Annotated in this window: 22 protein-coding genes; 7 read left to right on the forward strand and 15 right to left on the reverse strand. The window is 66.1% G+C overall.

Going from position 1 to position 22,192, the window contains the following annotated elements; genetic code table 11:
• Nucleotides 1–38 precede the first annotated feature (38 nt).
• The 5 genes from DMR_RS05405 to DMR_RS05425 all read right to left on the reverse strand — a co-directional run bounded on the left by DMR_RS05405 (nt 39) and on the right by DMR_RS05425 (nt 5,170).
• On the reverse strand, nt 39–1,157 hold the full coding sequence (locus DMR_RS05405; protein WP_015859899.1) for a cobalt-precorrin-5B (C(1))-methyltransferase: 1,119 nt from the start codon (nt 1,155–1,157) through the stop codon (nt 39–41).
• Nucleotides 1,154–2,587 (reverse strand): cobyrinate a,c-diamide synthase, encoded by a 1,434-nt coding sequence (locus DMR_RS05410; RefSeq protein ID WP_043600137.1) that lies wholly within the window; start codon nt 2,585–2,587, stop codon nt 1,154–1,156. Before DMR_RS05410 ends, DMR_RS05405 begins: the two co-directional genes overlap by 4 nt.
• A gap of 58 nt (nt 2,588–2,645) precedes the next feature.
• On the reverse strand, nt 2,646–3,041 hold the full coding sequence (locus DMR_RS05415) for a secondary thiamine-phosphate synthase enzyme YjbQ (protein WP_015859901.1): 396 nt from the start codon (nt 3,039–3,041) through the stop codon (nt 2,646–2,648).
• A 115-nt stretch (nt 3,042–3,156) separates the two neighbouring features.
• The gene (gene cobM, locus DMR_RS05420; protein WP_015859902.1) at nt 3,157–3,939 is read right to left on the reverse strand and encodes a precorrin-4 C(11)-methyltransferase; all 783 of its coding nucleotides are present in this window, start codon (nt 3,937–3,939) and stop codon (nt 3,157–3,159) included.
• Nucleotides 3,932–5,170 (reverse strand): bifunctional cobalt-precorrin-7 (C(5))-methyltransferase/cobalt-precorrin-6B (C(15))-methyltransferase, encoded by a 1,239-nt coding sequence (locus DMR_RS05425; protein WP_043600138.1) that lies wholly within the window; start codon nt 5,168–5,170, stop codon nt 3,932–3,934. The genes cobM and DMR_RS05425 overlap by 8 nt, the downstream gene beginning before the upstream one ends.
• A gap of 101 nt (nt 5,171–5,271) precedes the next feature.
• Here DMR_RS05425 and DMR_RS05430 point away from each other — a divergent pair, with 101 nt between their 5' ends.
• Entirely contained in the window at nt 5,272–5,952 is a 681-nt protein-coding gene (locus DMR_RS05430; RefSeq protein WP_015859904.1) for a hypothetical protein, read from the forward strand.
• A gap of 116 nt (nt 5,953–6,068) precedes the next feature.
• Here DMR_RS05430 and DMR_RS23175 read toward each other — a convergent pair whose 3' ends face one another.
• The 3 genes from DMR_RS23175 to DMR_RS05445 form a co-directional block, all read right to left on the reverse strand.
• Nucleotides 6,069–7,013, reverse strand: a complete 945-nt coding sequence (locus tag DMR_RS23175) for an IS110 family transposase (RefSeq protein ID WP_148208341.1) — start codon at nt 7,011–7,013, stop codon at nt 6,069–6,071.
• Between the two features lie 199 nt (nt 7,014–7,212).
• Nucleotides 7,213–8,763 carry an ABC1 kinase family protein gene (locus DMR_RS05440; RefSeq protein WP_043600141.1) on the reverse strand — a complete coding sequence of 517 codons (1,551 nt, stop codon included), beginning with the start codon at nt 8,761–8,763 and terminating at the stop codon, nt 7,213–7,215.
• Entirely contained in the window at nt 8,763–9,041 is a 279-nt protein-coding gene (locus DMR_RS05445) for a phasin family protein (RefSeq protein WP_043600144.1), read from the reverse strand. The genes DMR_RS05440 and DMR_RS05445 overlap by 1 nt, the downstream gene beginning before the upstream one ends.
• 245 nt (nt 9,042–9,286) lie before the next feature.
• Here DMR_RS05445 and DMR_RS05450 point away from each other — a divergent pair, with 245 nt between their 5' ends.
• Both DMR_RS05450 and DMR_RS05455 read left to right on the forward strand, forming a co-directional pair.
• Complete coding sequence (locus DMR_RS05450) at nt 9,287–9,784, forward strand: DUF1269 domain-containing protein (RefSeq protein WP_015859907.1); 498 nt, start codon at nt 9,287–9,289, stop codon at nt 9,782–9,784.
• 165 nt (nt 9,785–9,949) lie between these two features.
• Nucleotides 9,950–10,972: an NADH:flavin oxidoreductase gene (locus DMR_RS05455; protein WP_015859908.1), complete on the forward strand. Its 1,023-nt coding sequence runs from the start codon at nt 9,950–9,952 to the stop codon at nt 10,970–10,972.
• 137 nt (nt 10,973–11,109) lie between these two features.
• Here the strand turns inward: DMR_RS05455 and greA are convergent, their stop codons facing one another.
• Nucleotides 11,110–11,604: a transcription elongation factor GreA gene (gene greA / locus DMR_RS05460; protein ID WP_015859909.1), complete on the reverse strand. Its 495-nt coding sequence runs from the start codon at nt 11,602–11,604 to the stop codon at nt 11,110–11,112.
• A 226-nt stretch (nt 11,605–11,830) separates the two neighbouring features.
• On the opposite strand from greA, the gene DMR_RS05465 reads away from it, so the two are divergent.
• The 4 genes from DMR_RS05465 (at nt 11,831) to feoB (ending at nt 15,484) form a co-directional block, all read left to right on the forward strand.
• Nucleotides 11,831–12,274, forward strand: coding sequence for a nucleoside 2-deoxyribosyltransferase (locus DMR_RS05465; protein WP_015859910.1), 444 nt, complete (start codon nt 11,831–11,833; stop codon nt 12,272–12,274).
• Nucleotides 12,275–12,374: 100 nt separating this feature from the next.
• Nucleotides 12,375–12,644, forward strand: a complete 270-nt coding sequence (locus DMR_RS05470) for a hypothetical protein (protein ID WP_043600146.1) — start codon at nt 12,375–12,377, stop codon at nt 12,642–12,644.
• A 419-nt stretch (nt 12,645–13,063) separates the two neighbouring features.
• On the forward strand, nt 13,064–13,294 hold the full coding sequence (locus tag DMR_RS05475; protein ID WP_015859912.1) for a FeoA family protein: 231 nt from the start codon (nt 13,064–13,066) through the stop codon (nt 13,292–13,294).
• Between the two features lie 3 nt (nt 13,295–13,297).
• Nucleotides 13,298–15,484: a ferrous iron transport protein B gene (feoB, locus tag DMR_RS05480; RefSeq protein WP_015859913.1), complete on the forward strand. Its 2,187-nt coding sequence runs from the start codon at nt 13,298–13,300 to the stop codon at nt 15,482–15,484.
• Nucleotides 15,485–15,610: 126 nt separating this feature from the next.
• Here the strand turns inward: feoB and DMR_RS05485 are convergent, their stop codons facing one another.
• The 6 genes from DMR_RS05485 to purU form a co-directional block, all read right to left on the reverse strand.
• Nucleotides 15,611–16,438 (reverse strand): ABC transporter ATP-binding protein, encoded by an 828-nt coding sequence (locus DMR_RS05485; protein WP_015859914.1) that lies wholly within the window; start codon nt 16,436–16,438, stop codon nt 15,611–15,613.
• Nucleotides 16,435–17,250: an ATP-binding cassette domain-containing protein gene (locus DMR_RS05490; RefSeq protein ID WP_015859915.1), complete on the reverse strand. Its 816-nt coding sequence runs from the start codon at nt 17,248–17,250 to the stop codon at nt 16,435–16,437. Before DMR_RS05490 ends, DMR_RS05485 begins: the two co-directional genes overlap by 4 nt.
• Nucleotides 17,240–18,079, reverse strand: a complete 840-nt coding sequence (gene nikC / locus DMR_RS05495; RefSeq protein WP_015859916.1) for a nickel ABC transporter permease subunit NikC — start codon at nt 18,077–18,079, stop codon at nt 17,240–17,242. Before nikC ends, DMR_RS05490 begins: the two co-directional genes overlap by 11 nt.
• Complete coding sequence (gene nikB / locus DMR_RS05500) at nt 18,076–19,023, reverse strand: nickel ABC transporter permease subunit NikB (RefSeq protein WP_015859917.1); 948 nt, start codon at nt 19,021–19,023, stop codon at nt 18,076–18,078. Before nikB ends, nikC begins: the two co-directional genes overlap by 4 nt.
• A gap of 154 nt (nt 19,024–19,177) precedes the next feature.
• Nucleotides 19,178–20,761 (reverse strand): nickel ABC transporter substrate-binding protein, encoded by a 1,584-nt coding sequence (gene nikA, locus DMR_RS05505; protein ID WP_015859918.1) that lies wholly within the window; start codon nt 20,759–20,761, stop codon nt 19,178–19,180.
• Between the two features lie 280 nt (nt 20,762–21,041).
• Nucleotides 21,042–21,899, reverse strand: a complete 858-nt coding sequence (gene purU / locus DMR_RS05510) for a formyltetrahydrofolate deformylase (RefSeq protein WP_015859919.1) — start codon at nt 21,897–21,899, stop codon at nt 21,042–21,044.
• Nucleotides 21,900–22,192 lie beyond the last annotated feature (293 nt).

Genomic DNA, 22,192 nt, shown 5'->3' on the forward strand with positions numbered 1-22,192 from the left:
TTCCGTGTATCCCGGCCGCACGCCTCGGCGTGCGGCCGTCAATCGCCCCCTAAGGACGCCGGGGTTCCCGCGTCTTCCAGGCAGTCCAGCTCTGTTCCGTCAAAATCAAAGACCCTTAGCGCCAGCCCCGGTTCGGGACCGGCGAAACGCCGCATGTGGCGTAGCGCCTCCCGGGACAGCACCGCCACCAGGGCCGCCTTGGCCCCGGGCGAGGGCGCTTCCTCCAGGGCTTGGCGTGCGGTGTTGGACCGGCCCGCCTGCCTGGCCGCGTCCTCGGGCCAGCCCGCCTGCGCGCACCAGCCGGCCAGGGCGGAAAAATCCGTGTCCCCGCGCCAGGCATGGGTGTTCTCCATTCCCTGGGCCATCTTGACCAGCTTGCCGCCAAAGGCTGCCCAGACGATGCGGCCAAAGCGCCGTTTGGCCGCTTCCTGCAGGGCGTGGGCGAAAAAATCCGCCGCCTGAACAAGCGCCGTGGCCGGCAGTTCCGGTTCGGCCGCCGCCAGTAGGGCCTCGCTGCGCCGGCCCGTGGAAAATCCCACGGCCGGATGTCCCAGCGCCCGGGCCACGCCCAGGGCCTCGCTGATGGACACCCGCCAGGCGTCGTGGCTGAAAGGCCGCACGATGCCGCTGACGCCCAGAATCGAGATGCCGCCCACGATGCCCAGGCGCGGATTGAGGGTCTTTTGGGCGATTTTTTCCCCTGATTCCACGGTGACGATGGCTCGAAGACCGCCGTCAAAGCGATATTCCCGCGCGACCTCGGCCACGGCGGCGGCGATTTGGGCGCGCGGGGCCGGATTGATGGCCGCCTGCCCCACCGCCACCGGCAGCCCTGGCAGGGTGACGCGCCCCACGCCCTCCCCGCCGTCCACCACGATCTCCCCATCTTCGCCGCCAAACGACACATGGCAGCCGATGGCCGCGCCGTGGGTGGCGTCCGGGTCGTCGCCGCCGTCCTTGATGACCGCGCCGTACGCGCCCTCGCCGTCGCGACGGGCCTCGGCCACCGGCACGACCAGCTGGCCGCCGCCGGGCAGGGGCACGTCGACGGCCTCCGGAACCTCGCCGCCAAGCAGCAGCAAGGCGGCCGCCTTGGCCGCGCCGGCCGCCGCCGTGCCCGTGGTGAAGCCCTCGCGCAATTTTCCCTCGCGCTTCATGTCCCCTCCGCGCAGGCCGCCACAAAGGCCGCCGCCGCCGCCGGGTTGCTGCCGAAATGGAGATGCACGTAGCTGCCAAGGGTGCGCCCGGCGACAAACCCCTCCGGCCCCGCGACAAAGCCCCCCCGCCCGGTCATGGCGTAGATGGCCGGCAACCCGTCCGGCACGGCGGCCAGCCGCGAATAGTGGAACTCATGGCCTCGCAGCACCGTTCCGGCCGGTCCCAGGCACGAGGCCGCCCGGGTCGTCACCTCCCGATACCCCAGGGCGGCAAAACGGCCGCCCATGACGGCCGTCATCGGAAAAACGCCGCACAGGGCATGGCTTTTCCCCCCCAAGTCCACCAAGGACTCCATCAAGTACATAAACCCGCCGCATTCGGCATAAACCGGCCGGCCGGCGGCGCAAAATTCCCGCACCGCCCGACGCATGGCCACGTTGGCGGCCAATTTTTCGGCCTGAAGCTCGGGATAGCCGCCGCCGAAATACAGCCCCCCAACGCCCTCGGGTAGCCCGGTGTCGTCCAAGGGCGAAAACGGCACGATCCTGGCCCCTGCCGCCTCCAGCAACCGCAAATTCTCGCCATAATAAAACGAGAACGCCTTATCGCAAGCGACGCCTACGGCGATGCCGGGCTCTGCCCGGACCCGCACGGGCGCTGCCCGTGACCCGCCGGGGGGGATCATCCCCCCCGGACCCCCTGGATGGGGGGTGGGGTCGGGCTGGCGGGGGTGGGGTTCGATACCGTGAAAAAATGAGAGGTCGAGGGAAGCTTCGAGCCAGTCGGCCAGGGCGTCGAGGCGGGGCAGGAGATCGGGACTGTCCTCGGCCGTGACCAAGCCCAGGTGGCGCGACGGGGCGGCAATGGCCGAACAACGGGGCAGCACGCCCCACAGCGGAATATCCGGCAGGGCGGCCCGGAAGGCTTCGGCTAAAAGCGCGGCGTGGGAAGGGCTGCCGGCGTTGTTCAGCGCCACACCGCAAAACCGCAGCCGTGGGTCGAAGCGGATAAAGCCCTGGGCCAGGGCGGCCACCGACCGAGCCATGGAGGCGGCGTCGATGACCAGCAGCACCGGCAGATCGAGGAGCTTGGCCAGCTCCGCCGTGCTGCCGGTTTCCTCGGTGGCGGAAAAACCGTCGAAAAGCCCCATGACGCCCTCGACCACCACGGCGTCGACCCCGGCCGTCTGACGTTTGTAGATGTCGGCAACGCCGGAAGCGCCGCACATCCAGGCGTCGAGGTTGTGGCTTGTCCGGCCGGCGGCCAGGGCGTGGTGGCCGGGATCAATGAAGTCCGGCCCGGCCTTGAAGGGCGCGACGATATGCCCTCGCCGGGCAAGGGCGCGCATGAGGCCCAGGGCCACCGAGGTCTTGCCGCAACCGCTTTTGACGCCGGCCACGACCAGCGCCGGCACAGTGTCGTGCGTCATGCCGCTATTCTCCATGCGGGGGGTCTGGGGGCCTCAGGCCCCCAGCCGCCGGAGGCTCTTACCCTCTTAACCATTGCACCCACACTTTGCGTGTTCGGGGGCCGTCCCATTCGCAGAGGTAGACGCCTTGCCAGGTGCCCAGTTGCAGGCGGCCGCTCGAGACGATCAGCGTCAGCGATGGCCCGACCAGGGTGGTCTTGACGTGGGCGTCGCTGTTGCCTTCGGCGTGGCGGTAGCCGGCCTCTCGGGGGATGAGTCGGTTCATGGCCATCACCATGTCCGTGGCCACGTCGGGGTCGGCGTCTTCGTTGACGGTCAGCCCGGCCGTGGTGTGGGGGCAAAAGACCACCACGGCCCCGTCCTGCCAGCCTTTGGCGGCGATGAGGTCAGTGAGCGCAGGGGTGATGCGCACCAGGGCTTCGCGGCGCGGGGTGCGCAGTTCCAGGGTTTCCATGGGCGGCTCCTTGGCGTGTCGGGTCCACGAAAAATGCCGATGTCGTTTCGTGGACAACAGATGAAACCAGTATTCTTCTTCAAAAATACCCGCGTATTTTTGAAGGGGCGGTCCGTTACGTGTCGCGGCTGCGGGCCGGACGGCAGCCGTGGCTGAAGTCGGGATCGTAGAGTTTCGAGGCCGTGGTGCTGCCCTGGCCGGGCAGGACGAGGAACACGGTCTGGCGGTCGACGCCCGCGGCGCGCACGGTCTCGGCCAGTTCGCCGACGGTGGTCCAGAGGCGTTTTTCGCCGGGCCAGCCCAGACGATGGGCCAGGGCCACCGGGGTTTCGGGCGGATAGCCGCCGGCGAGGAGATTTTCGGCCACGCCTTCGGGGTCGCCGGCCGAGAGGTAGACGGCCATGGCGGACTGGTGGCGGGCCAGATCGGCCAGGGATTCTCCTGGCGGCATGGGCGTGCGGCCGGCCAGCCGGGTGAGGATCAGCGTCTGGGTGACTTCCGGGGCGGTAAACGAGGCGGCAAAGGCGGCGGCGGCGGCCGAGGCCGAGGTGACGCCCGGGATGACGGCGTAGGGGATGTTCTCGGCGGCCAGCAGCGCCATCTGTTCGGCGATGGCTCCGTAGAGGGCGGGATCGCCGGTGTGGACGCGGGCGGCCAAGCCGCCGGCGGCGACGCAGTCGCGCAGGAGCGCATGGGTTTCGTCCAGGGCCAGGGGGGCGGAATCGACGACCTTCGCTCCGGGCCGGGCCAGGGCGACGATGGCCGGCGAGACCAGGGAGCCGGCGTAGAGCACGAGGTCGGCGGCGGCGATGACGCGGCTGGCCTTGACGGTGAGCAGCTCCGGGTCGCCGGGGCCGGCCCCGATGAAATAGACGCGGGGATCGGACGGGTCAGCCATGGGCGGCCTCCTTGGCGGCGGCGATGATAAAAACGGGATTGTCGGCGGCCAGCCGCAGATCCTGGGCGATGGGCATGGCCCGGGCGGCCTGGAGCTGGGTGACGGCGGTTTCCAGGCCATGGGCAGCCAGGACGTCCAGGGCGCTCGTCAGGGACCCCAGCAGCACGGCGTTGACGACCAGCCGTCCGCCCGGGGCCAGCCGGCGGCACAGCTCGGGGAGCAGGCCCGGGTTGCCGGACAGGCCGCCACCGACAAAGACGCGGTCCGGGTCGGGAAGCGCCTCCAGACCTTCGGGCGCGGCGGCCAGGACCGGGCACACGGTGAGCGCGCCGGTGCGCTGGATGTTGGCGACAAGATGGGCGTGGCGGGCCGGGTCGCGCTCCACGGCAAAGACCGGTCCGGGGGCGCATAACAGCGACGCTTCCAGGGCCACGGCCCCGGTTCCGGCCCCGATGTCCCAGACCATCTGGCCGGGCCGGGCGGCCAGGGCGGCCAGGGAAACGGCCCGGGCCGGGGCCTTGGTGAACACGGCGTCGTCGCGGGAAAGCGCGTCGTCGCCCAGGCCGAGGTGCAGCGGCACGGTAGGCGGGGCCGTGCGCTCAATAAGCGCCAGGGACAGGGACGTGGTTTCGGCCGAGGCGGCCTCGGGCAGCGGCAGCCGGCGGAGGCGTTCGTCGGGCAGGCCGAGGTTTTCGCAGATGGTCATGGTGAAGGCGTCGCCGCCGCGATGGAGCAGGGCTGCCGCGATGGCGGCCGGGCTGTTGGCCGCGTCGGTGTAGACGGCGGCCGCGCCGTGGCGGGCCAGGGCGGCGAACAAGGGTGTGGCGTCGCTGCGGCCATGCAGCGACACCACGGGCAGATTGTCCCAGGGCCGGCCGAGGCGGGAGCAGGCCACGGCCACGGTGGTGACGTTGGGGTAAAAGCGCAAGGCCTGGGGACCGAAACGGGCCAGCAGCGTCTTGCCGATGCCGAAATAGAGGCCGTCGCCGTCGGCCAGCACGGCCACGTTTTCACCGGCCTGCCGGGCGTCGGCCAGGGCGTCGCACACGGCGGTCAGCGGCCCGGCGATGGGAAGGCGGCGGCCGGGATGGTCGGGAAAGGCGGCCAACAGCCGGCGGCCGCCGACCAGCACCTCGGCCGCGTCCAGGGCGGCGGCGGCTTCGGGGGGCAGGGTCGGACGGCCGATGCCGCAACCCAGGACATGGATGGGGGGAAGGGATGCCTGCGTCATGGGCAAAACGTCTACCCGGCCGGCGCGGCGCGGTCAAAAGGGGCTTGCCCTTTGGGCCGGTCTCGGTCACAGACTGGTTTATCCATATCCGGGAGGGAACCATGGACGTAAGACAGACAGGGGTACGGTTTACCGGCGGGGCGCTGTGGGCCTTTGGCTACGCCTTTTTATTCCTCATCTTGTTCCTGCTCGTGATTCCCGGGGCCTGGGGGGCCGTGCCGTTTGCCATCTGGTGGACGTCGCATCTGGCTTTCGAGGACGGTGGCCGGGCGGAATTCACCGGTCGGGCCAAGGATGTCTGGGTGCTGTTCGCGGTGTTGGCGATTTTGACCTATCTGCCGAGCCTGGCCACCCTGGGCCTGCCCAAGGACAGCGGCAAAACCCAGCTCATCCAGGTGCTCATGGGATTGGCGCTTTTCCCTCTGGACGCGGCCGTGAAGCTTCCGGTCTACCGCTGGTTTATTGAAAACATCCGCCTGGAACCGGGCGGTTCGGCCCGTTTCACCGGAACCTACGGCCCGTACCTGGGCTGGGCGGCGCTGGTTGCCGTGTCGGTGCTGAGCATCATCGGCTGGGCCTGGGCCATGACCGGCATGATGCGCTGGTTTTGCCGCCACATCGAAGCCGACGCCTTTTCCGTGGAATTTCACGGCAAAGGGCTGGCCCTGTTGTGGCGCGGTTTTGTCTGGACCATCGGCATGGTCTTTATCATCCCCATCCCTTGGGTGTTGCGCTCCATGTTCGGCTGGTGGGCCGACAATCTCATCATCGTTCGTCGGTAATTCCGCTTCCGCGCATCGCTGCCGAACCGGGCAACCCCTGGCGGGGTTTCCAAAGGGGGTCACCCCCTTTGGCCGCCGGAAGCAACGGTGTTCTGAGTCAACCGATAATCAGGGATCTACGCCGCGTGTGCGTACTGTCCCCACGGTTGCCCGGATCGCACCATTGCATTCAAAATCGTTATCAACTTTCGCATCGAAGCAACTGCGGCGACTTTATGTGGTTTGCCGGCTTCCTTGAGGCGATTGTAAAAATCACGTATGACGGGATTGTATTTTTTAGCTGACAAGACAGCCATATATAATACAGATCGAACATCACTTCGACCTCCCCATACACGACGTTTTCCTCGACGCTTTCCGCTGTCACAATTCAAAGGGGCAACCCCAACAAGAGCAGCGATCTCCCGACGATTCAACGTTCCAAGCTCAGGCAGATTGGAAAGGAGCGACCTTGATAGGACATCTCCGACTCCAGGGACGCTCCGGAGCAAATTGTCTCGCTCACGCCAAATCGGACTCGCTCGTACTACTGTGCCAAGATGCGTGTCGATCTCAGACAATCGTTCCTCAAGCCAGTCAATATTCTTCTCTATATCTGCTCTTACCGAGCCATAAGCACGAGTAAAACGATTTTTTTCCATGACAAGCATTCGAATGAGTTGGTTGCGCCTGGACATTAGCGAACTCATTTCTTGCGCTTGCTCGTCCTTCAGAGGGCGTACTTCAGGCTCCATCTGCTTGCCAAAAAGAGCAAGAATCTCAGCGTCAATCTTGTCTGTTTTAGCCAGCCGTCCTTTAGCTCGCGCAAAATCCCGAGCCTGGCGGGGATTGATGACTACAACGGGGAATTTCTTGAGACTCAATGCCGTGGCAACAGGAATTTGAAGGCCGCCAGTCGCCTCGATGATAATAAGCTTTGGACGAAATTTTGAAAATTTCCTGCAGATAGCTTTTATACCATCGGGGTCGTTAACAAATTGAAAGTCATTTCCGTCAGGAAGCGTGTGGACAGCAAGAGTTTCCTTAGAGACATCAATTCCGATGAAACAGTCAGCAGCCATGTACATTCCTCCAGTACCCAGCCTTGTGATACGGGCTCTTAGCCCAAGCAACGGTTCGGGCTTCATGGAAGAAGGGGACGACGATCATGGCTCCGGCTCGAGCTTAAAACTCAAGGCAATTTCGACCTATCGTCCCCTTGACCCCATCAAGCTAACCTCGATGGGGAAACATACAAGGCATCCTTTTCTTCTCAGTAACTTACTTCAGCCCCGTCCACACCTGCAGCGCGCCCAGCCCGAACAGTCCCCAGGCCGGCCAGACGCCGTTGTCTCCAAGGGTCAGGGCGGCCAGGAAGCCGGCGGCCATGAGTGTTCCGCCTACGGCCAGGGGGCGCAGGCCCAGGCGCAGGCGGTCGGTGACAAATTCGAGGGTTTCCGGGGAGACCTTGACCCGCAGGTTGGATTCGCTGAGGTCGGTGAGCACGGTCTTGGCCCGGCGCAGGGTCAGCGGCAGGTTTTGGAGTTCGCCGCGAAGGGTGGGGAAGAGTCCGGCCTCGGCTCCCAGCGCCCGGGTGAGGTTGTGGCGCAGACGCGGCAGGATGTCCTTGACGCCGTTGAAGTTGTCGATGGCCGTGACGCCCAGGCCCTCGATGAGGGCGCTGGCGCGCATGACGTAGACGATGTCCTGGGGCACCTTGAAGGGCAGGTCCTTCATGGAGTCCAGGACGGAGAAGGCCAGGGCCTGCATGGAGGCGGCGGACAGGCTGGCGTCGCCGAAGATGTCGAACATGCGTTCGGCGAATTCCATCATTTCGGAGGGATCGGCTCCGGCGGCGACGATGCCCAGGCGTTTGCAGGCGGCGATGAAGGTTTCGTAGTCGCGGTCGTGGGCGGATTTGGCGACTTCGATCATGGCCACCCGGGTGTCGGCGGGCAGGCGTTTGACCATGCCGAAGTCGAGCAGGGTCAGTTCGCCGCCGGGCCGCACGAGGATGTTGCCGGGATGCGGGTCGGCGTGGAAGTAGCCGCGCACGAGCATTTGTTCGATATAGAAGTCGATGAGCGCATCCAGGACCGTGGAAAAGGGGATGCCGGCCTCGCGCAGGCTGGCCAGGTCGTCAATGCGCCAGCCGGTTTCGTAGCTCATGACCAGGGCGTGGACGCTCGAAAGCTCGGGATAGGGCCTGGGCAGGCGCACCGGGCCCTGGCCGTAGGCGTCGGTGAATTTGCGCAGGTTGGCCAGTTCCACGGACAGGTCGGCTTCGCGCACGATCATGGCGGAAAATTCCGTGAGCACGGCCTCGACGGAATTTTTGGTGGCGCTGGCGAAAAACGGGGTGAAGGCCCCGAGCATGGCCCGGATGGCGGCGATGTCGGTGCGCACCTGCTTTTCGACGCCCAGGCGTCGCAGCTTGACGGCCACGAGGCTGCCGTCAGGCAGCGTGGCGGCGTGGACCTGCCCGATGGAGGCGCTGGCCAGGGGCGTGTCGTCAAAGGTGGTGAAGGGCGGGGCGTCGCCGAAGGCCAGGCGGAAGGCGGCCTGGAAATCGGCCCTGGGCATGGGATCGACTTCGTCGTGGACCCCGCGCAGTTCGGCCAGATAGTCCTCGGGAAAAAAGTCGGCCCGGGTGGCCAGCACCTGGGCCAGTTTGACGAAGCACACGCCCAGGGTCAGGACGGCGTCTTTCAGCCGGCGCGGCGGCAGGGGAGCCAGAAACAGGAAGCGCTCCCTGCGCCGCACCAGCACGAAGACGGTATGGAGAAAGCGAAACGTCAGCCAGAGGCGGCCCGGGGAGGGCGGGCGGGGCATCAAGACGACTTTTTCTTGAGCAGCGCCTTGAGTTCGGCGATGTCGTCCTTGGTGGCCAGCCCCATTTCTTCCAGGACTTTTTTGACTTCCTCGCGCACGCGCGCGGCCAGGGCTTCTTCTTCCTTTTTGGCCCGGGCCTTGGCGTCTTCCAGGAACTGCTTGGCCTCGTCGCGGGAGACTTCGCCGCGTTTTTCCAGTTCGCCGAGCACTTCGCCCAGCTTGTCCTTGGCCAGAAAGGCCGCGCCCAGGCCCATGGAGAGGAGATCGACGGGTTTCATGCGCACCTCGCTTGGGTTGTCAGGCTACTATGGGAATTCGGGGGGCCGGCGTCAAGGCGGGGCATCGACAGGCGGAAGCTTTGCGGCCAGGAGCCAGGCCTTAGGCCTCGGCTTACCGGACCTGGTGCGGCGTTTTCGAGACGAGCCGCATTCCCGGTTGCAACACGTCGGGCAATGGGCCATAGGTGAGGATAAGACGACCCGCGCGGGCCGTTTAACCCCAAGACGCCAAAGGAGCATCCCCCATGAGCGATTTGATCGTCGTTGGCTATGACGACATGTTCAAGGCCGAGGAAGTGCGGCTCAAACTGCTTAAGATGCAGAAGGAATACCTCGTCGACCTGGAAGACGCCGTGGTGGCCGTGAAAAAAGACGACGGCAAGGTGAAGCTCAACCAGATGTACCACCTGGCCGCTTCGGGCGCGGTGGGCGGCGGTTTCTGGGGCATGCTCATCGGCCTGATTTTCCTCAATCCCATCCTCGGGGCCGTGGTCGGGGCCGGGGCCGGCGCGGCGGCCGGGGCGCTGTCCGACGTTGGCATCGACGACGACTTCATGAAAAAACTGGCCGAGCAGCTCCAGCCCGGCACCTCGGTGCTGTTCGTGCTCATCCGCAAGATGACCGCCGACAAGGTGCTTGACGAGCTGTCCGGCACCGGCGGCAAGGTGCTCCAGACCTCCCTGTCCCACGAGGACGAGACCAAGCTCCAGACCGCCCTGGACGCGGCCAAGGCTTCGGCCTAGCCCGAAGGCTGGCGGCGTTTTGTTGACGGCCCTGTCGCGGCGCGGCAGGGCCTTTTTGCGTGGGGTAGTATGGAAACGGGTACCGGCGCACCTGCGTGTGCCTTCTTGCGTCGCCGGGTTTCCGGGCGCATAGGCTGGGCAAGATGTCCCTCTGGAGGCTTGTCCATGAAAACCCTGTTTGATCCGGTCGCCGTCGGCGCACGGCAGGCCAAAAACCGCCTGGTGCGTTCGGCCACCTGGGAACGCCTGGCCGACGCCCAGGGCCGGGCCACGCCCGAACTGCTCGCCGTCTACAACGCGCTCGCCCGGGGCGGGGTCGGGACCGTCATCGTCAGCGCCACCTTTATCGATCCCGCCGGCGGCTCGCTGCCCGGCCAGCTCGGTCTGGCCCGGCCCGAACACGTGGACGGGCACCGGCGCATCGTGGACACGCTCCACGCCCAAGGCTGTCTGGCCCTGGCCCAGTTCGCCTTTGCCGGACGGGACGGCGCGCTGTGGTCGGCGGGCGACCCCGACACGGCGACCCTGGCCGCCCTGCCGGACCTCTACGCCCGGGCCACGGTCCTGGCCCGCCAGGCCGGCTACGACGGGGCGCAAATCCACAGCGCCCACGGCTATTTCCTGAGCCAGTTCCTCAATCCGGCCACCAACGCCCGCACTGACGCCTACGGCGGTTCGCCGGAAAACGCCCGGCGGCTGCTCATGGACATCTGGGCGGCCATGGCCGGCGAGGCCGGCCGGGATTTCCTCCTGGCCGTCAAGCTCGATTGCCGGGACATGGCCGGCACGCCCGGCCTGGACCGGATCTGCCTGGAGACGGCCAAGGCCTTGGACGAGGCCGGCATCGACCTGGTCGAGGTCAGCGGCCTGGGCGGCAACAAGGGGCTTTGCGGCGGCAAGAAACAGCCCGAGTCGGTCTTTCGCCGGGAAGCCGGGGAGGTGGCCGGGGCCGTTAGCGCGGCGGTGGCCCTGGTCGGGGCCAACCATTCGCCCGAGGTCATGGAAGAGGTTCTGGAGGAAACGGACGTGACGCTTTTCGCCTTGTCGCGGCCGCTTCTGCGCGAACCTGATCTGCCGGCCCGCTGGGCGGCCGGGGATCGTCGGCCGGCGGCCTGCGTGTCCTGCGGCAAGTGTTATGACGAGGCCGGCAACGGCTGTTTCTTCACCCGCCGCCGGTCCGAGGCCTGATTCCCGCCGCCAGACGGCATGGCCAAACCCGGTTGGTCGCGGCCTGTCGCTTGGGCAGTCGTCGCGACGGCGGAGACGGCGAAAAAGGCCCTGTCGCATGGCGGCAGGGCCTTTGAAGCGTGTCGGGGGCGAAGCGGCTAGTCGTCGGCGGCGGCGATGGGGCCGTGAAAGGCGATGGAGACGATTTCGTAGTTGATCTTGCCACGCGGGGCATCGACGACGATCTCGTCGCCGACGAACTTGCCCAGCAGGGCCAGTCCCACCGGGGAAAGCAGCGAAATGGAGCCCTTGCTCGGTTCGGCTTCGTCCGGGCCAAGCAGGGTGTACTTTTTCACGTCGCCGGTATCCACGTCCTCGATTTCGACGGTGGCTCCGAAGATGACCTGCTCGCCGCCCAGGGTGGCGAGGTCGATGACGTTGAAGCGCGACATGCGGGATTCGATGTAGTTGATGCGGGCTTCGAGCATGCCCTGGCGTTCACGCGCGGCTTCATAGCCGGCGTTTTCGCGCAGGTCGCCTTCCTCGCGCGCTTCCTTGATGGCCAAAATGACGCCGGGGCGCTCTTTCTTGAGCCGTTCCAGCTCGCGTTCCAGCCGTCTGAAGCCTTCAACGGAAATAGGGATGCTTTCCATCGGCAATACCTTGCAATCGGGTGATGTTGGAGTGTCTGGGCATTAACGAGAGCGGCCCCGCCCCGAGAAAGGGCGCGGCCGCCAAAAGATCATGGAAATAGTCATGCGGACAGGTACGGCCTTCTGATTAGTCCATACCGCGCTCGGGGTCAAGACGGGAGTTTCCGGCCGGCCGTGGCTCGGGTATAGGAGAAGTCCACTGGGCAAATCGCCCAAGGAGTCCCTCATGCGCGTCTATCTCGCCGGTCCGCTTTTCACCTTGGCCGAGCGTCGTTTCATGGCCCATCTGCGCGATCTGGCCGGGGAACTCCCCGGTGTCGAGGCGGTCTGGCCGGGCGACCTGTTTCCGGCCGAGGAACTGGCCGGCCTGGGCGAGGCGGCCAAGCACCATATCTTTAAAGGCTGCGTCGACGCCCTGGAGGGCTGCGACCTGGTCGTGGCCGTCCTCGACGGCCCGGCCGTGGACGACGGCACGGCCTGGGAAGTGGGCTACGCCTACGCCCGGGGGCTGCCGGCCTGGGGGCTGCGCACGGATTTTCGCAACGCCGGCGACACGGAGAGGTCGCTGGTCAACTGCATGATCGAATGCGCCTGCCAGACCATCCACCGCGACCTCGACGCGCTGCTGGCCGCCCTGGCCCGGCGGGCGTCGGGGGGGGCGGGCGCATGACCAAAGTTTCATTTGCGGGGATGTTCGATTTGACATATATCCGTGACTCTCAATCAGGCGTTGGCTCTGTCTTGAACCGCAACCGGGGTGGACGGCAGTCATGACGGAAACGTGTCACGATCCGCTGATGTATCTGGTGGATAGCTTGTGTTGCAACGTCTATCTGGACGGCGGCGGCAATGTGCGGCTGGGCTTTTCCCGGCGGCACGGGCTGGCCGACATGATGACCGCCCAGGGCATTGTCCGTTCCCACGCCGGTCTGCTGCGCGACCGGTTGCGCCAACTCGGGCGCGGCCCCGACGCGCCCGCCTCCCAAGGGCCTTCCCTGGCCGAACACGTGGCCGTTGGCCCCTTTTGCCCCCTCATTTAGTGCCGCTTCCGCGAAAAAACGGATAGGGTGTTTCGGTCATACGGCCTAAAACCTTTGTTTTTTTAAAGAAGTATCAGCATTTTTCTTCAGAGGCGCGACCTCGTCTCGTCTTGCCTTTCCCTTGCTTGAGCGCCTTGCCAGCCTGATTGTCTGGGGGGCGCTTTGCGTTCTGGTCCGGGGCTGCGTCGGCTGCCCGTCGGGAAATGCGGGTTTGGAGAAAACGATTCTCAAAATTGATTGACATTGATATTGAGTATCATTTACAGATTTTGTCGTGTGCGACGGGCTGCCGACGCAATCCGCGCCAATGCCCGCCGGAAACCGGCCGAGGGCCGTTTTGAGCGGGACGAATCCCTTATAAGCGTATTGCCTGCCCGACCAGCTGGATCGACCGACGGGGCTTGCAAAGGAGGAACGGCATGGTCATGTCTTTGAGAAAATTGGCCGTCAATCAGAAGGGCTGCATCAAGGCCGTCACGGCCAGCGGCGAAATGGGCCGACGCATTCGCGACATGGGGCTTATCCCCGGTACGCCGATCATGGTGGTCGGTCACGCGCCCTTGGCCGATCCGGTGGCCCTGCGGATGCGCGGCTTCACCTTGTCGCTTCGCAACAGCGAAGCCGACTGCATCACCGTGGAGGCGGTCTAGACCATGTCGACCATTAAAGTGGCCGTCTCGGGCCAGCCCAACTGCGGCAAAAGCACCATGTTCAACGCCCTGACCGGCGGTTCGGCCCGGGTCGGCAACTATCCCGGCATCACCGTGGACCGCCTGGAAGGCGTGTATCAGCAAAACGGCGACAAGATCCATCTGGTCGATCTGCCCGGCACCTATTCCCTGACCTCCTATTCCATGGAGGAGCTGGTCGCCCGCAACGTCATCGTGGACGAGCACCCCGACGTGGTCATCAACATGATCGACGCCACGGCCCTGGAGCGCAGCCTCTATCTGGCCGTGCAGTTCATGGAGATCGGCGCGCCCATGGTCCTTGGCCTCAACATGATGGACGAGGTCAAGCGCAACGGCGTGACCATCGACGTCAAAAAGCTTTCCGCGCTGCTTGGCGTGCCCGTGGTGCCCTGCGTGGCCCGGGTGGGCGAGGGCCGCGAGGCGCTCATGAAGGCCGTGGCCGCCGCCTACAAGGCGTCAAACGGCAAGTGGAAGCCCATCCAGCTGTCCTACGGCCCGGAACTCGACCCGGTCATCGAGCGCATGACCGCGCTCATCGCCGAGGCCGGCTTTCTGGCCGGCCGCCACGATCCCCGTTGGGTGGCGATTAAATACCTGGAAAACGACGAACAGGTCATCGAGGAGGGCCGGGCCGCCGGTTCGCTTTCGGCCAAACTCGAAGCCCTGTGCCAGGAAGCCGAGGTCCACACCCGCCAGCACGTCGGGACCACCCCCGACGCCATCATCGCCGACTGGCGCTACGGTTTTATCAACGGCCTGCTCAAGCAGGGCGTGGTGTCCGGCGGCGACGAGCTGCGCCGCACCTCCTCGGACTCCATTGACCGCGTCGTCACCCACAAGGTGCTTGGCCCCATCCTCATGCTGGCCGTGTTGTGGGTCATGTTTCAGATCACCTTCACCCTGGGCGCCTATCCCCAGGGCTGGATCGAGGACGGCTTCACCTGGCTGGCCGGCCTTGGCACGCAGTTCATCCCCGAGGGCGATCTCCAGTCGCTGGTCGTGTCCGGCATCATCGGCGGCGTGGGTTCGGTCATCGGCTTCACCCCGCTTATCTGCATCATGTTCGCCATGCTCGTCTTCCTGGAAGACCTCGGCTACATGGCGCGCGTGGCCTACATGATGGACAAGGTCATGCGGATATTCGGCCTGCACGGCATGTCGGTCATGCCGCTGATCATGTCCGGCGGCATCCCCGGCGGCTGCGCCGTGCCGGGCGTCATGTGCGCGCGCACCCTGCGCAGCCCCCGCGAGCGCCTGGCCACCATCCTCACCGCCCCCTTCATGGTCTGCGGAGCCAAGACCACGGCCTACCTCATGCTCGTGGCCGCCTTTTTCCCGGACAACCCCACCCGGGCCATGTTCCTGGTGGTGCTGGCCGCCTGGGGCTTCGTGCTTCTCGTGTCGCGGCTTTTGCGCTCCACCGTGGTCAAGGGCGAGTCCACGCCTTTTGTCATGGAGATTCCGCCCTACCGCCTGCCCACCCTGCGCGGCGTGATCCACCACACCCTGGAGCGGGTCTGGCAGTACGTCAAGAAGGCCGGCACCGTGATCCTGGCCGTGTCGATTCTCATGTGGGCCGTCATGACCTTCCCCAAGCTCTCCGAGGAGACCGTGGCCGCCTACGACGCCAAGCGCGACGCCGCCGCGGAGCAGGTCAAGGCCGCCAACCCGGACGCCAACGAGGAAGAGCTGGCCGCGCTCACCGAGGACGCCACCAAGGCCATCGAGGATGAGCAAAACGAAGAGGCCCTCAAAAACTCCATCGGCGGGCGGGTGAGCCAGTTCATCAGCCCGGCCACCGAGCTGGCGGGCTTCCCCTGGCAGGCCAACGTGGCCCTGATCGGCGCGTTCGCGGCCAAGGAAGTCTTCGTCTCCACCATGGCCACGGCCTATTCCATGGGCGAGGTCGATCCCGAGGAATCGGAGTCTTTAAGCGAAAAGCTGGCCGCCGACCCGGCCTGGACCCTGCCGGCCATCTTAAGCGTCTTCGTCTTCATGCTTCTTTACACGCCCTGCATGGTCACGGTGGTGGCCATCGCCAAGGAAACCAACTGGAAGTGGGCCACCTTCTCGGTCTTCGGCTCCATGGCCTTCGCCTTCGCGGTGTCGGTGGCCATCTACCAGATCGGCAAGCTGATCCTCGTCTGACGCCGTCGCCAACCGACGCCAAAGCGCCCGGAGAGGTTTGTCTCTCCGGGCGCTTTCTTGTGGAGGAGAGGGCCGGCGGGCCGGGTTTCGGGGCGGACGGTGCCCCGGCGGCGCGCCGGGTGCGCGTCAGGCCGGCGCCTCGCCCTTGGCCGGGTCCGGACAGCCGCCGCCCGGCCGGGCCGGCAGCAGGGCGCAGGCCAGTTCGGCAAAGCCCGGGTCGTCGTGGCCGAACCGCCCGCCCCGGCAGGTAGCCCGCTCCACGATGCGGCCATCGCGCATGACCGCCGCCTCGCCGCAAAGCCGCGCCACCACCCGCAGGTCGTGGGAGATGAAAAGACAGCTCACGCCGGACTCGCGGCCAAGGGCGGCCAGCAGGTCCATGACCTGGGCCTGGGCCAGCATGTCCAGGGAACTGACGGCTTCGTCCAGGACGAGCACCTCGGGCGAGGAGGCCATGGCCCTGGCGATGCAGGCCCGCTGGAGCTGGCCGCCGCTTAACTGCGACGGCCGCTTGGCCACAAAGGCCCCCGGCAGTCCCACCCGTTCCAGGAGTTCCCCGGCCCGGCGCAGTTGCTGCCCGCGGCTGGCCCGGTCGAAGTTGGCCAGGGGCTCGCCGATGGTCTCGCCGATGGTCAGGCGCGGATTGACCGCGCCGTGGAAGTTCTGGAAGACCACCTGGACGTTTCGCCGGTAGAGCCGCCAGTCCGGGCCGGACAGGCGGCGAATGTCGCGCCCCTTGTAGCGCACGAGGCCGGCGTCGGGGCGCTCCAACCCAAGCAGCAGCCGGCCCAGGGTCGATTTGCCGCAGCCGCTGCGGCCCACCAACCCCAGGCGCTGGCCCGCCGCCAGGGACAGGTCCACGCCGGCAAGCACCGGCTTTTTCACGCCTCCGCCGAACATGCCGCCCTGGGCGTAGCCCTTGGCGACCTCCACCGCTTCCAATACCGGGGTCATGGCCTGGCTCCTTGGTCGTTTGCGGCGCGCGGCGACGGGGCCGCCAGGGCGTCGTGGAGATCGTAATGGGCCGTAAGCAAGGTGCGGCCGTAGTCGCTTTGGGGGGCCTCGAAAAAGGCCGCGGCCGACCCGGTTTCCAGGAGCCGGCCGTGGCGCATGACGGCCACCCGGTCGGCCAGCCGGGCGGCCACGGACAGATCGTGGGTGACCAGCAGCACGGCCAGGCCGCGTGAGCGGCGCAGGGCGTCGATGCAGTCAAGGGCCTTGGCCTGGGCCGGCATGTCGAGGTCGGTGGTGGGTTCGTCGGCCAAAAGCAGGCCCGGATCGCCGAGCATGGCCAGGGCCAGCATGACCCGCTGGAGCATGCCGCCGCTGAGCTGGAACGGATAGAGCGGCAAGAGCGTCCCGGGGGCGTCGAAACCGACCTCGGCCAGGGCGGCCACGGCCCGGATATCCGGCGCGCCGCCAAGGCCCAGGCCGCGCACGGTCTCGCGGAAATGCCCGCGCACGGTCATGACCGGATCAAAGCAGCTCGACGGATTTTGCAGCACCATGGCCGCGTCGCGGCCCCGGCGGACGGTTTCCCGGCCGCCCACGCGGATGCGCCCGGCGGTTTGGCGCACTCCGGGGGGCAAGAGGTCCATGACCGCCAGGCAGGTCATGGATTTGCCCGAGCCGGATTCGCCGATAAGGGCCAGCACCTCGCCCGGGGCCACGGACAGACCAAGTCCGCGCACCAGGGGCGTTTCGTGGGGCGGGCGGCCGGCAACAATGTCGAGATTTTCGACGGCGAGGACGGGATTAGTGGCCATGGTCCAGCTCCGAGGCAAGATGGGGGTCGAGGCGGTCGCGCAGGGCGTCGCCCAGGATGTTGGCGGCCATGACCGACAGGAAGATCATCAGCCCCGGAAAGAGCATGAGTTGGGGAGCGGTGCGCAGAAACTGCCGGGCGTCGCCGATCATGACGCCCCATTCCGGGGTCGGCGGCTGCACCCCCAGGCCCAGGAATGACAGGCCCGAGACGTGGAGCATCATGTGGCCGATGTCCAGGCTGGCCAGCACCGCCATCTGGGCCGCCACCGGCGGCAGGATGTGGCGCGCCCCCAGGAGCAGGGCCGGCGTGCCGGCCACCTTGGCGGCCAGGACATGCTCGCGGTTTCGCAACTGCAGCACCATGCCGCGCACCATGCGGGCGTACCAGGCCCAATGGGTCATGACGATGGCGATGATGACGTTGGTCAGCCCCGTGCCCAGGATGCCGATGAGAAACAGGGCCAGGATGAAGGTGGGGAAGGTCAGGATCACGTCGCACAGGCGCATGATGACGGCGTCGGCCGTGCCGCCGAGATAGCCCGAGGCTCCGCCGACGACAAACGACAGGATCAGGATGGCGGCGATGATGACCGCCACCGAGCCCAGGGAGGCCCGGGCGCCGTAGACCAGCCGCGAATAGATGGAGCGGCCCAGGTGGTCGGTGCCCAGGGGTTCGGACAGGCTTGGCGGTTCGAGCTTGCGGCCGATGTCGGTGTGGTCGGGATTGGCTGTGGCCAGAAACGGGGCAAAGGCGGCCATGGCGACGAGGACGGCGGCCACGATCAGGGCCATGGCCGTGAGTTTCTTGGCGAAAAGGGCGCGCATCATGCCCGGCCTCCCTGGCCGCCCAGGCGCATCCTCGGGTCGGCCACGGCATAGGCGATGTCCACGGCCAGATTGCAGACCACGAAGATGACGGTCATGACCAGCATGAAGCACTGCAGCACCGGGAAATCGCGGTTGTAGATGCTGGAAACGGCGTAGCGCCCGACCCCGGGCCAGGAAAAGACGCTCTCCACCACCACCGCGCCGCCCAGCAGCTCGCCCACGTGCATGCCCGTGGCCGTGAGGATGGGAATAAGCGCGTTGACGAACATGTGCCGCCACACCACCGTGCCCTCGCCGACCCCGCGCGCCCGGGCGTAGAGGATGAAGCGGTGGTGCATGGTTTCGAGCATGCTGGCCCGAATGAGGCGGGTGTTGACGGCCAGGGACATCAGCGCCAGCGAAACCGCCGGCATGACGAGATGGGAAAGCCCGCCGCGCCCCAGGGGCGGCAGCCAGCCAAGCTGCACGGAAAACAGCCATACCAGCAAAAAGCCGAACCAGAAATTGGGTATGGACACGCCGGCAAAGGCCACGGCCCGGGTCAGGTGGTCCAGGGCGGTGTCGCGCCTTAGCGCCGCAGCCACGCCCATGGGCACGGACAGGCCCAGGGTGATCAAAAGCGACGCGCCGGCCAGTTCCAAGGTGGCCGGCAGATAATAGAGGATTTCATCCATGACCGGGCGTCCGGTGACGTAGGAACGGCCGAAGTCCAGTCGCGCGGCCTTGGCCAGCCAGGTCGCGTATTGGGCGGACAGCGGCTTGTCCAGGCCCAGGGTTTCCCGGGCCAAGGCCAGGTTCTCGGTGGTGGGGGGAATCTGGGACAGGCGCAGATAGGCCATGGCCGGGTCGCCAGGGGCCAACCGCAGGATGGCGAAGATGACCAGGGACACGGCCAGCAAAATGACCGGCAACACGGCCAGCCGGCGCAGAATATAGGACAGCACGGGGCACTCCTTGGCCGGCCGGGCCGCCTGTTGGCGGCCCGGCCGTCGCTAGCGTCATGTTCGGGCAATCCCTGAACGCTAGTCCGTACGGTAATAGTCTTGAATCATTTGGCATTCATGCAAAAAAACTTAAGTGGTTTTTGCGGGTGACGCATTAGCGTTTGGTCATGCCCTCGAAGGGAATCTCGTACTTGGTCGGCATGAAACCGGGGTCCGTGACGTCCTGGCGATGGACCACGATGTTGGTCATGTTGGTCAGGGGCAGGTAGACGGCCTGCTCATGCAGGGTGGTCAGAATGTCCTTGTACAGGGCGGCGCGTTTATCCTCGTCGGTGGAGGTCAGTGCCTGGGTGATCTTGGCGTCGATGTTGGCCTTCATGGGCAGCCCGACCTGGGCCTGGTAGTCGGCGTGGGAGGGGGAACGCATGGAGCCGACCACGGCGTGGGGCTCGTAGGGGGGGCCTGAGGTGTCGTTGAAGATGATGCCGAAGTCGCCGTCGTGCTGGCGCTTGCCAAAGGCGTCGCTTTCCTCGCCGACCAGACGGATGCGCATGCCGACCTTGGCCAGCTCCCCCTGCATGAGTTCGGCGATGAACTTTTGCAGGGCGTCGTTGCCGATGAAGCACAAGTCGATTTCCAGGTCCTGGCCGTCCTTCTGGCGCACGGACGCGCCCTTGGGGAGCTTCCAGCCGGCGTCGTCCAGAAGCTTTTCGGCCTTGGCCGGGTCAAGGGCGAAAGGCGGCAGCTTGAGGTCGCAGTAGGGGATGTCCGAGGCGAAAAGCGTGTCGGCCGGCTTTTCCACGTCCAGGAACACGCCCTTGACCAGGGCCGCCTTGTCCACGGCGTGGGCCACGGCCTGGCGCACGGCCAGGTCGCGGGTGGGGCCGCGCCCGGAGTTGAGGCACAGGGCGCGTGTGCCCAGGGGGCCGGAGATCCCGGTGACGTTGGCCTTGTCGGCGGCCAGCAGCTTGAAGGCGTCCATGCCGATCTGGCCCGAGGCATGGCCGCCGGAACCGTAGATGAGATCCACGTCGCCGGTCTCGTAGGCGGTCAGCCGGGCGTTGGGATCGGAGATGACCTTGACGCGCACGCGCTCCAGGGCCGGCTTTTTGCCCCAGTACTTGTCGTTTCGTATAAACAGGTCGTACTCGCCGAGTTTGGTTTCGGTCAGGAGCCACGGCCCGGTGCCCACGGCCTTCTTGAGGCCCTTGGACGTGTCGCCGTCCTCGGGGAAGACGGCCGGCGAGGCAAAGCGCAGGGGGCGGATCAGGGACAGTTCCTGGAGGGCCGGATAATAGGGACTTTTGAGTTTCATGACGAAGGTGGCCGGGTCCGGAGCTTCCAGGACGTCGAGCTGGTTGACGAGTTCCAGCCATTTGTGGCGGGCGAGATTTTTACGCACGGCCTCGAAATTGGCCTTGACCGCGGCCGCGTCAAAGGGCGTGCCGTCGGAGAAGGTCACCCCCTGGCGCAGGTGGAAGGTGTAGGTGCGCCCGTCAGGGGAGATGTCCCAGCGCTCGGCCAGCCAGGGCACGATCTTGCCGCCTTCGGCGTAGCGCACCAGGGGCTCGTAGAGCATGTTCTGGGCGTACATCTGGTTGGGGGAGTAGAGGTGGGGATTAAGCGGCCCGCAGTTGGACTGCCAGGAAAAGACCAGCTCGTTCCCGCCGGCCAGGGCCGGGGCGGCCGGGACGGCGAGCAACAGGGCCAGGGCCAGGACGCGGAAGAAAATCGCCATGATCGTGCTCCCGTTGTGGATACGAAAATTTAAAAAAGTAGCGCTTAATAGCAAATACTGTTGAATGAAGCAATCTTCAGCTGACGGAAAAATGGAATCGGCGAAGGGAGAAGCGTGTCCCAGGCCGTGTCGGTAAGCAGGCGGCGCGGCGGCGAGGGGATGAAAACGGCCCAGCCGGGGCGGCTTCTTCCGCGCCGGCTGGGAGAAAGCCAAGGCAAAAAAAAGCGCCCCGGACGGCTGGTCCGGGGCGTATGGCGGCGAAAGCGGAAGCGCCGGCGGCCTAGCGGAAGACCACGGTCTTGTTGCCGAAAACGATCACCCGGTCTTCCAGGTGCCAGGTCACGGCCCGGGCCAGCACCGTGCGTTCCAGCTCGCTGCCCATGGCTTTGAGATCGGCCACGCTGTGGCGATGGGTCACACGAGCGGTGTCCTGCTCGATGATGGGGCCGGCGTCGAGTTCGGCCGTGACGTAGTGGGCCGTGGCCCCGATGAGCTTCACGCCCTTTTCGTGGGCCTGGCGGTAGGGGTCGGCCCCGACAAAGGCCGGCAGAAAGGAGTGGTGGATGTTGATGACCCGGTTGTCGTAGGGCCGCAGGAAATCCCCCGAGACCACCCGCATGTAGCGGGCCAGGACCAGCAAGTCCACGCCGGTCCCGAGCAGTTCGGCCATGCGGGCCTCGGCCTCGGGCATGCCGCCGTCGCCCACCGGCACGCAGTGGTAGGGCACGCCGAAGCCTTCCACGGCCTCGCGCGGGTCCTCGTGGTTGCCGATGACCATGGCGATGTCGCAGGGCAGCTCCTTGCGGGCATAGCGCCACAACAGCTCCATCAGGCAGTGGTCGTGGCGCGAGACCAGCACGGCCACGCGTTTGGGCACGTCGGAGTAGGACAACCGCCAGTCCATGTCGAAGCGGTTGCCCACCACTTCGCCAAAGGCGGCCTCCAGGGCGGCCCGGGACACGTCGATGTAGGGCGTGTAGAATTCCAGGCGCATGAAAAACGTGCCGCCCTCGGGATCGGTGGAGTGCTGGTCGAGGTCGATGATGTTGGCCCCGTGGGTGTACAGAAACGTGGTCACGGCGGAGACGATGCCGGGCCGGTCGGGGCAGGTGATGCGCAGTCGGGCGGTGGCGGACATGATTTGTGGTCCTTTTGCGGTTTCTTGGCCGGAAAAACCGGGAAAAAGGGCATAGCCCAGAACGCCTTCCGACGCCAGCGGGGAGTCGGCAAAGAATGTTCGGACAATATTGTCAAAATCTGAAAATTGTTTTACTGACAGCCGGTCCCAAGGTCCATTGCCGGTTCCGGCAAGGCCGTTGGCCGAAGCCCGCGGTTTTTCAGCTGGTTCTGGAAAAACGGGCGTCGGGCCTGGGGGACGGGCGAAGCCGAGTGTGCAGGATTTGCCGGGATACTTGGAAAGTTTAATAATTT

The organism is Solidesulfovibrio magneticus RS-1 (assembly GCF_000010665.1).
Taxonomy (GTDB): Bacteria; Desulfobacterota; Desulfovibrionia; order Desulfovibrionales; family Desulfovibrionaceae; genus Solidesulfovibrio; species Solidesulfovibrio magneticus.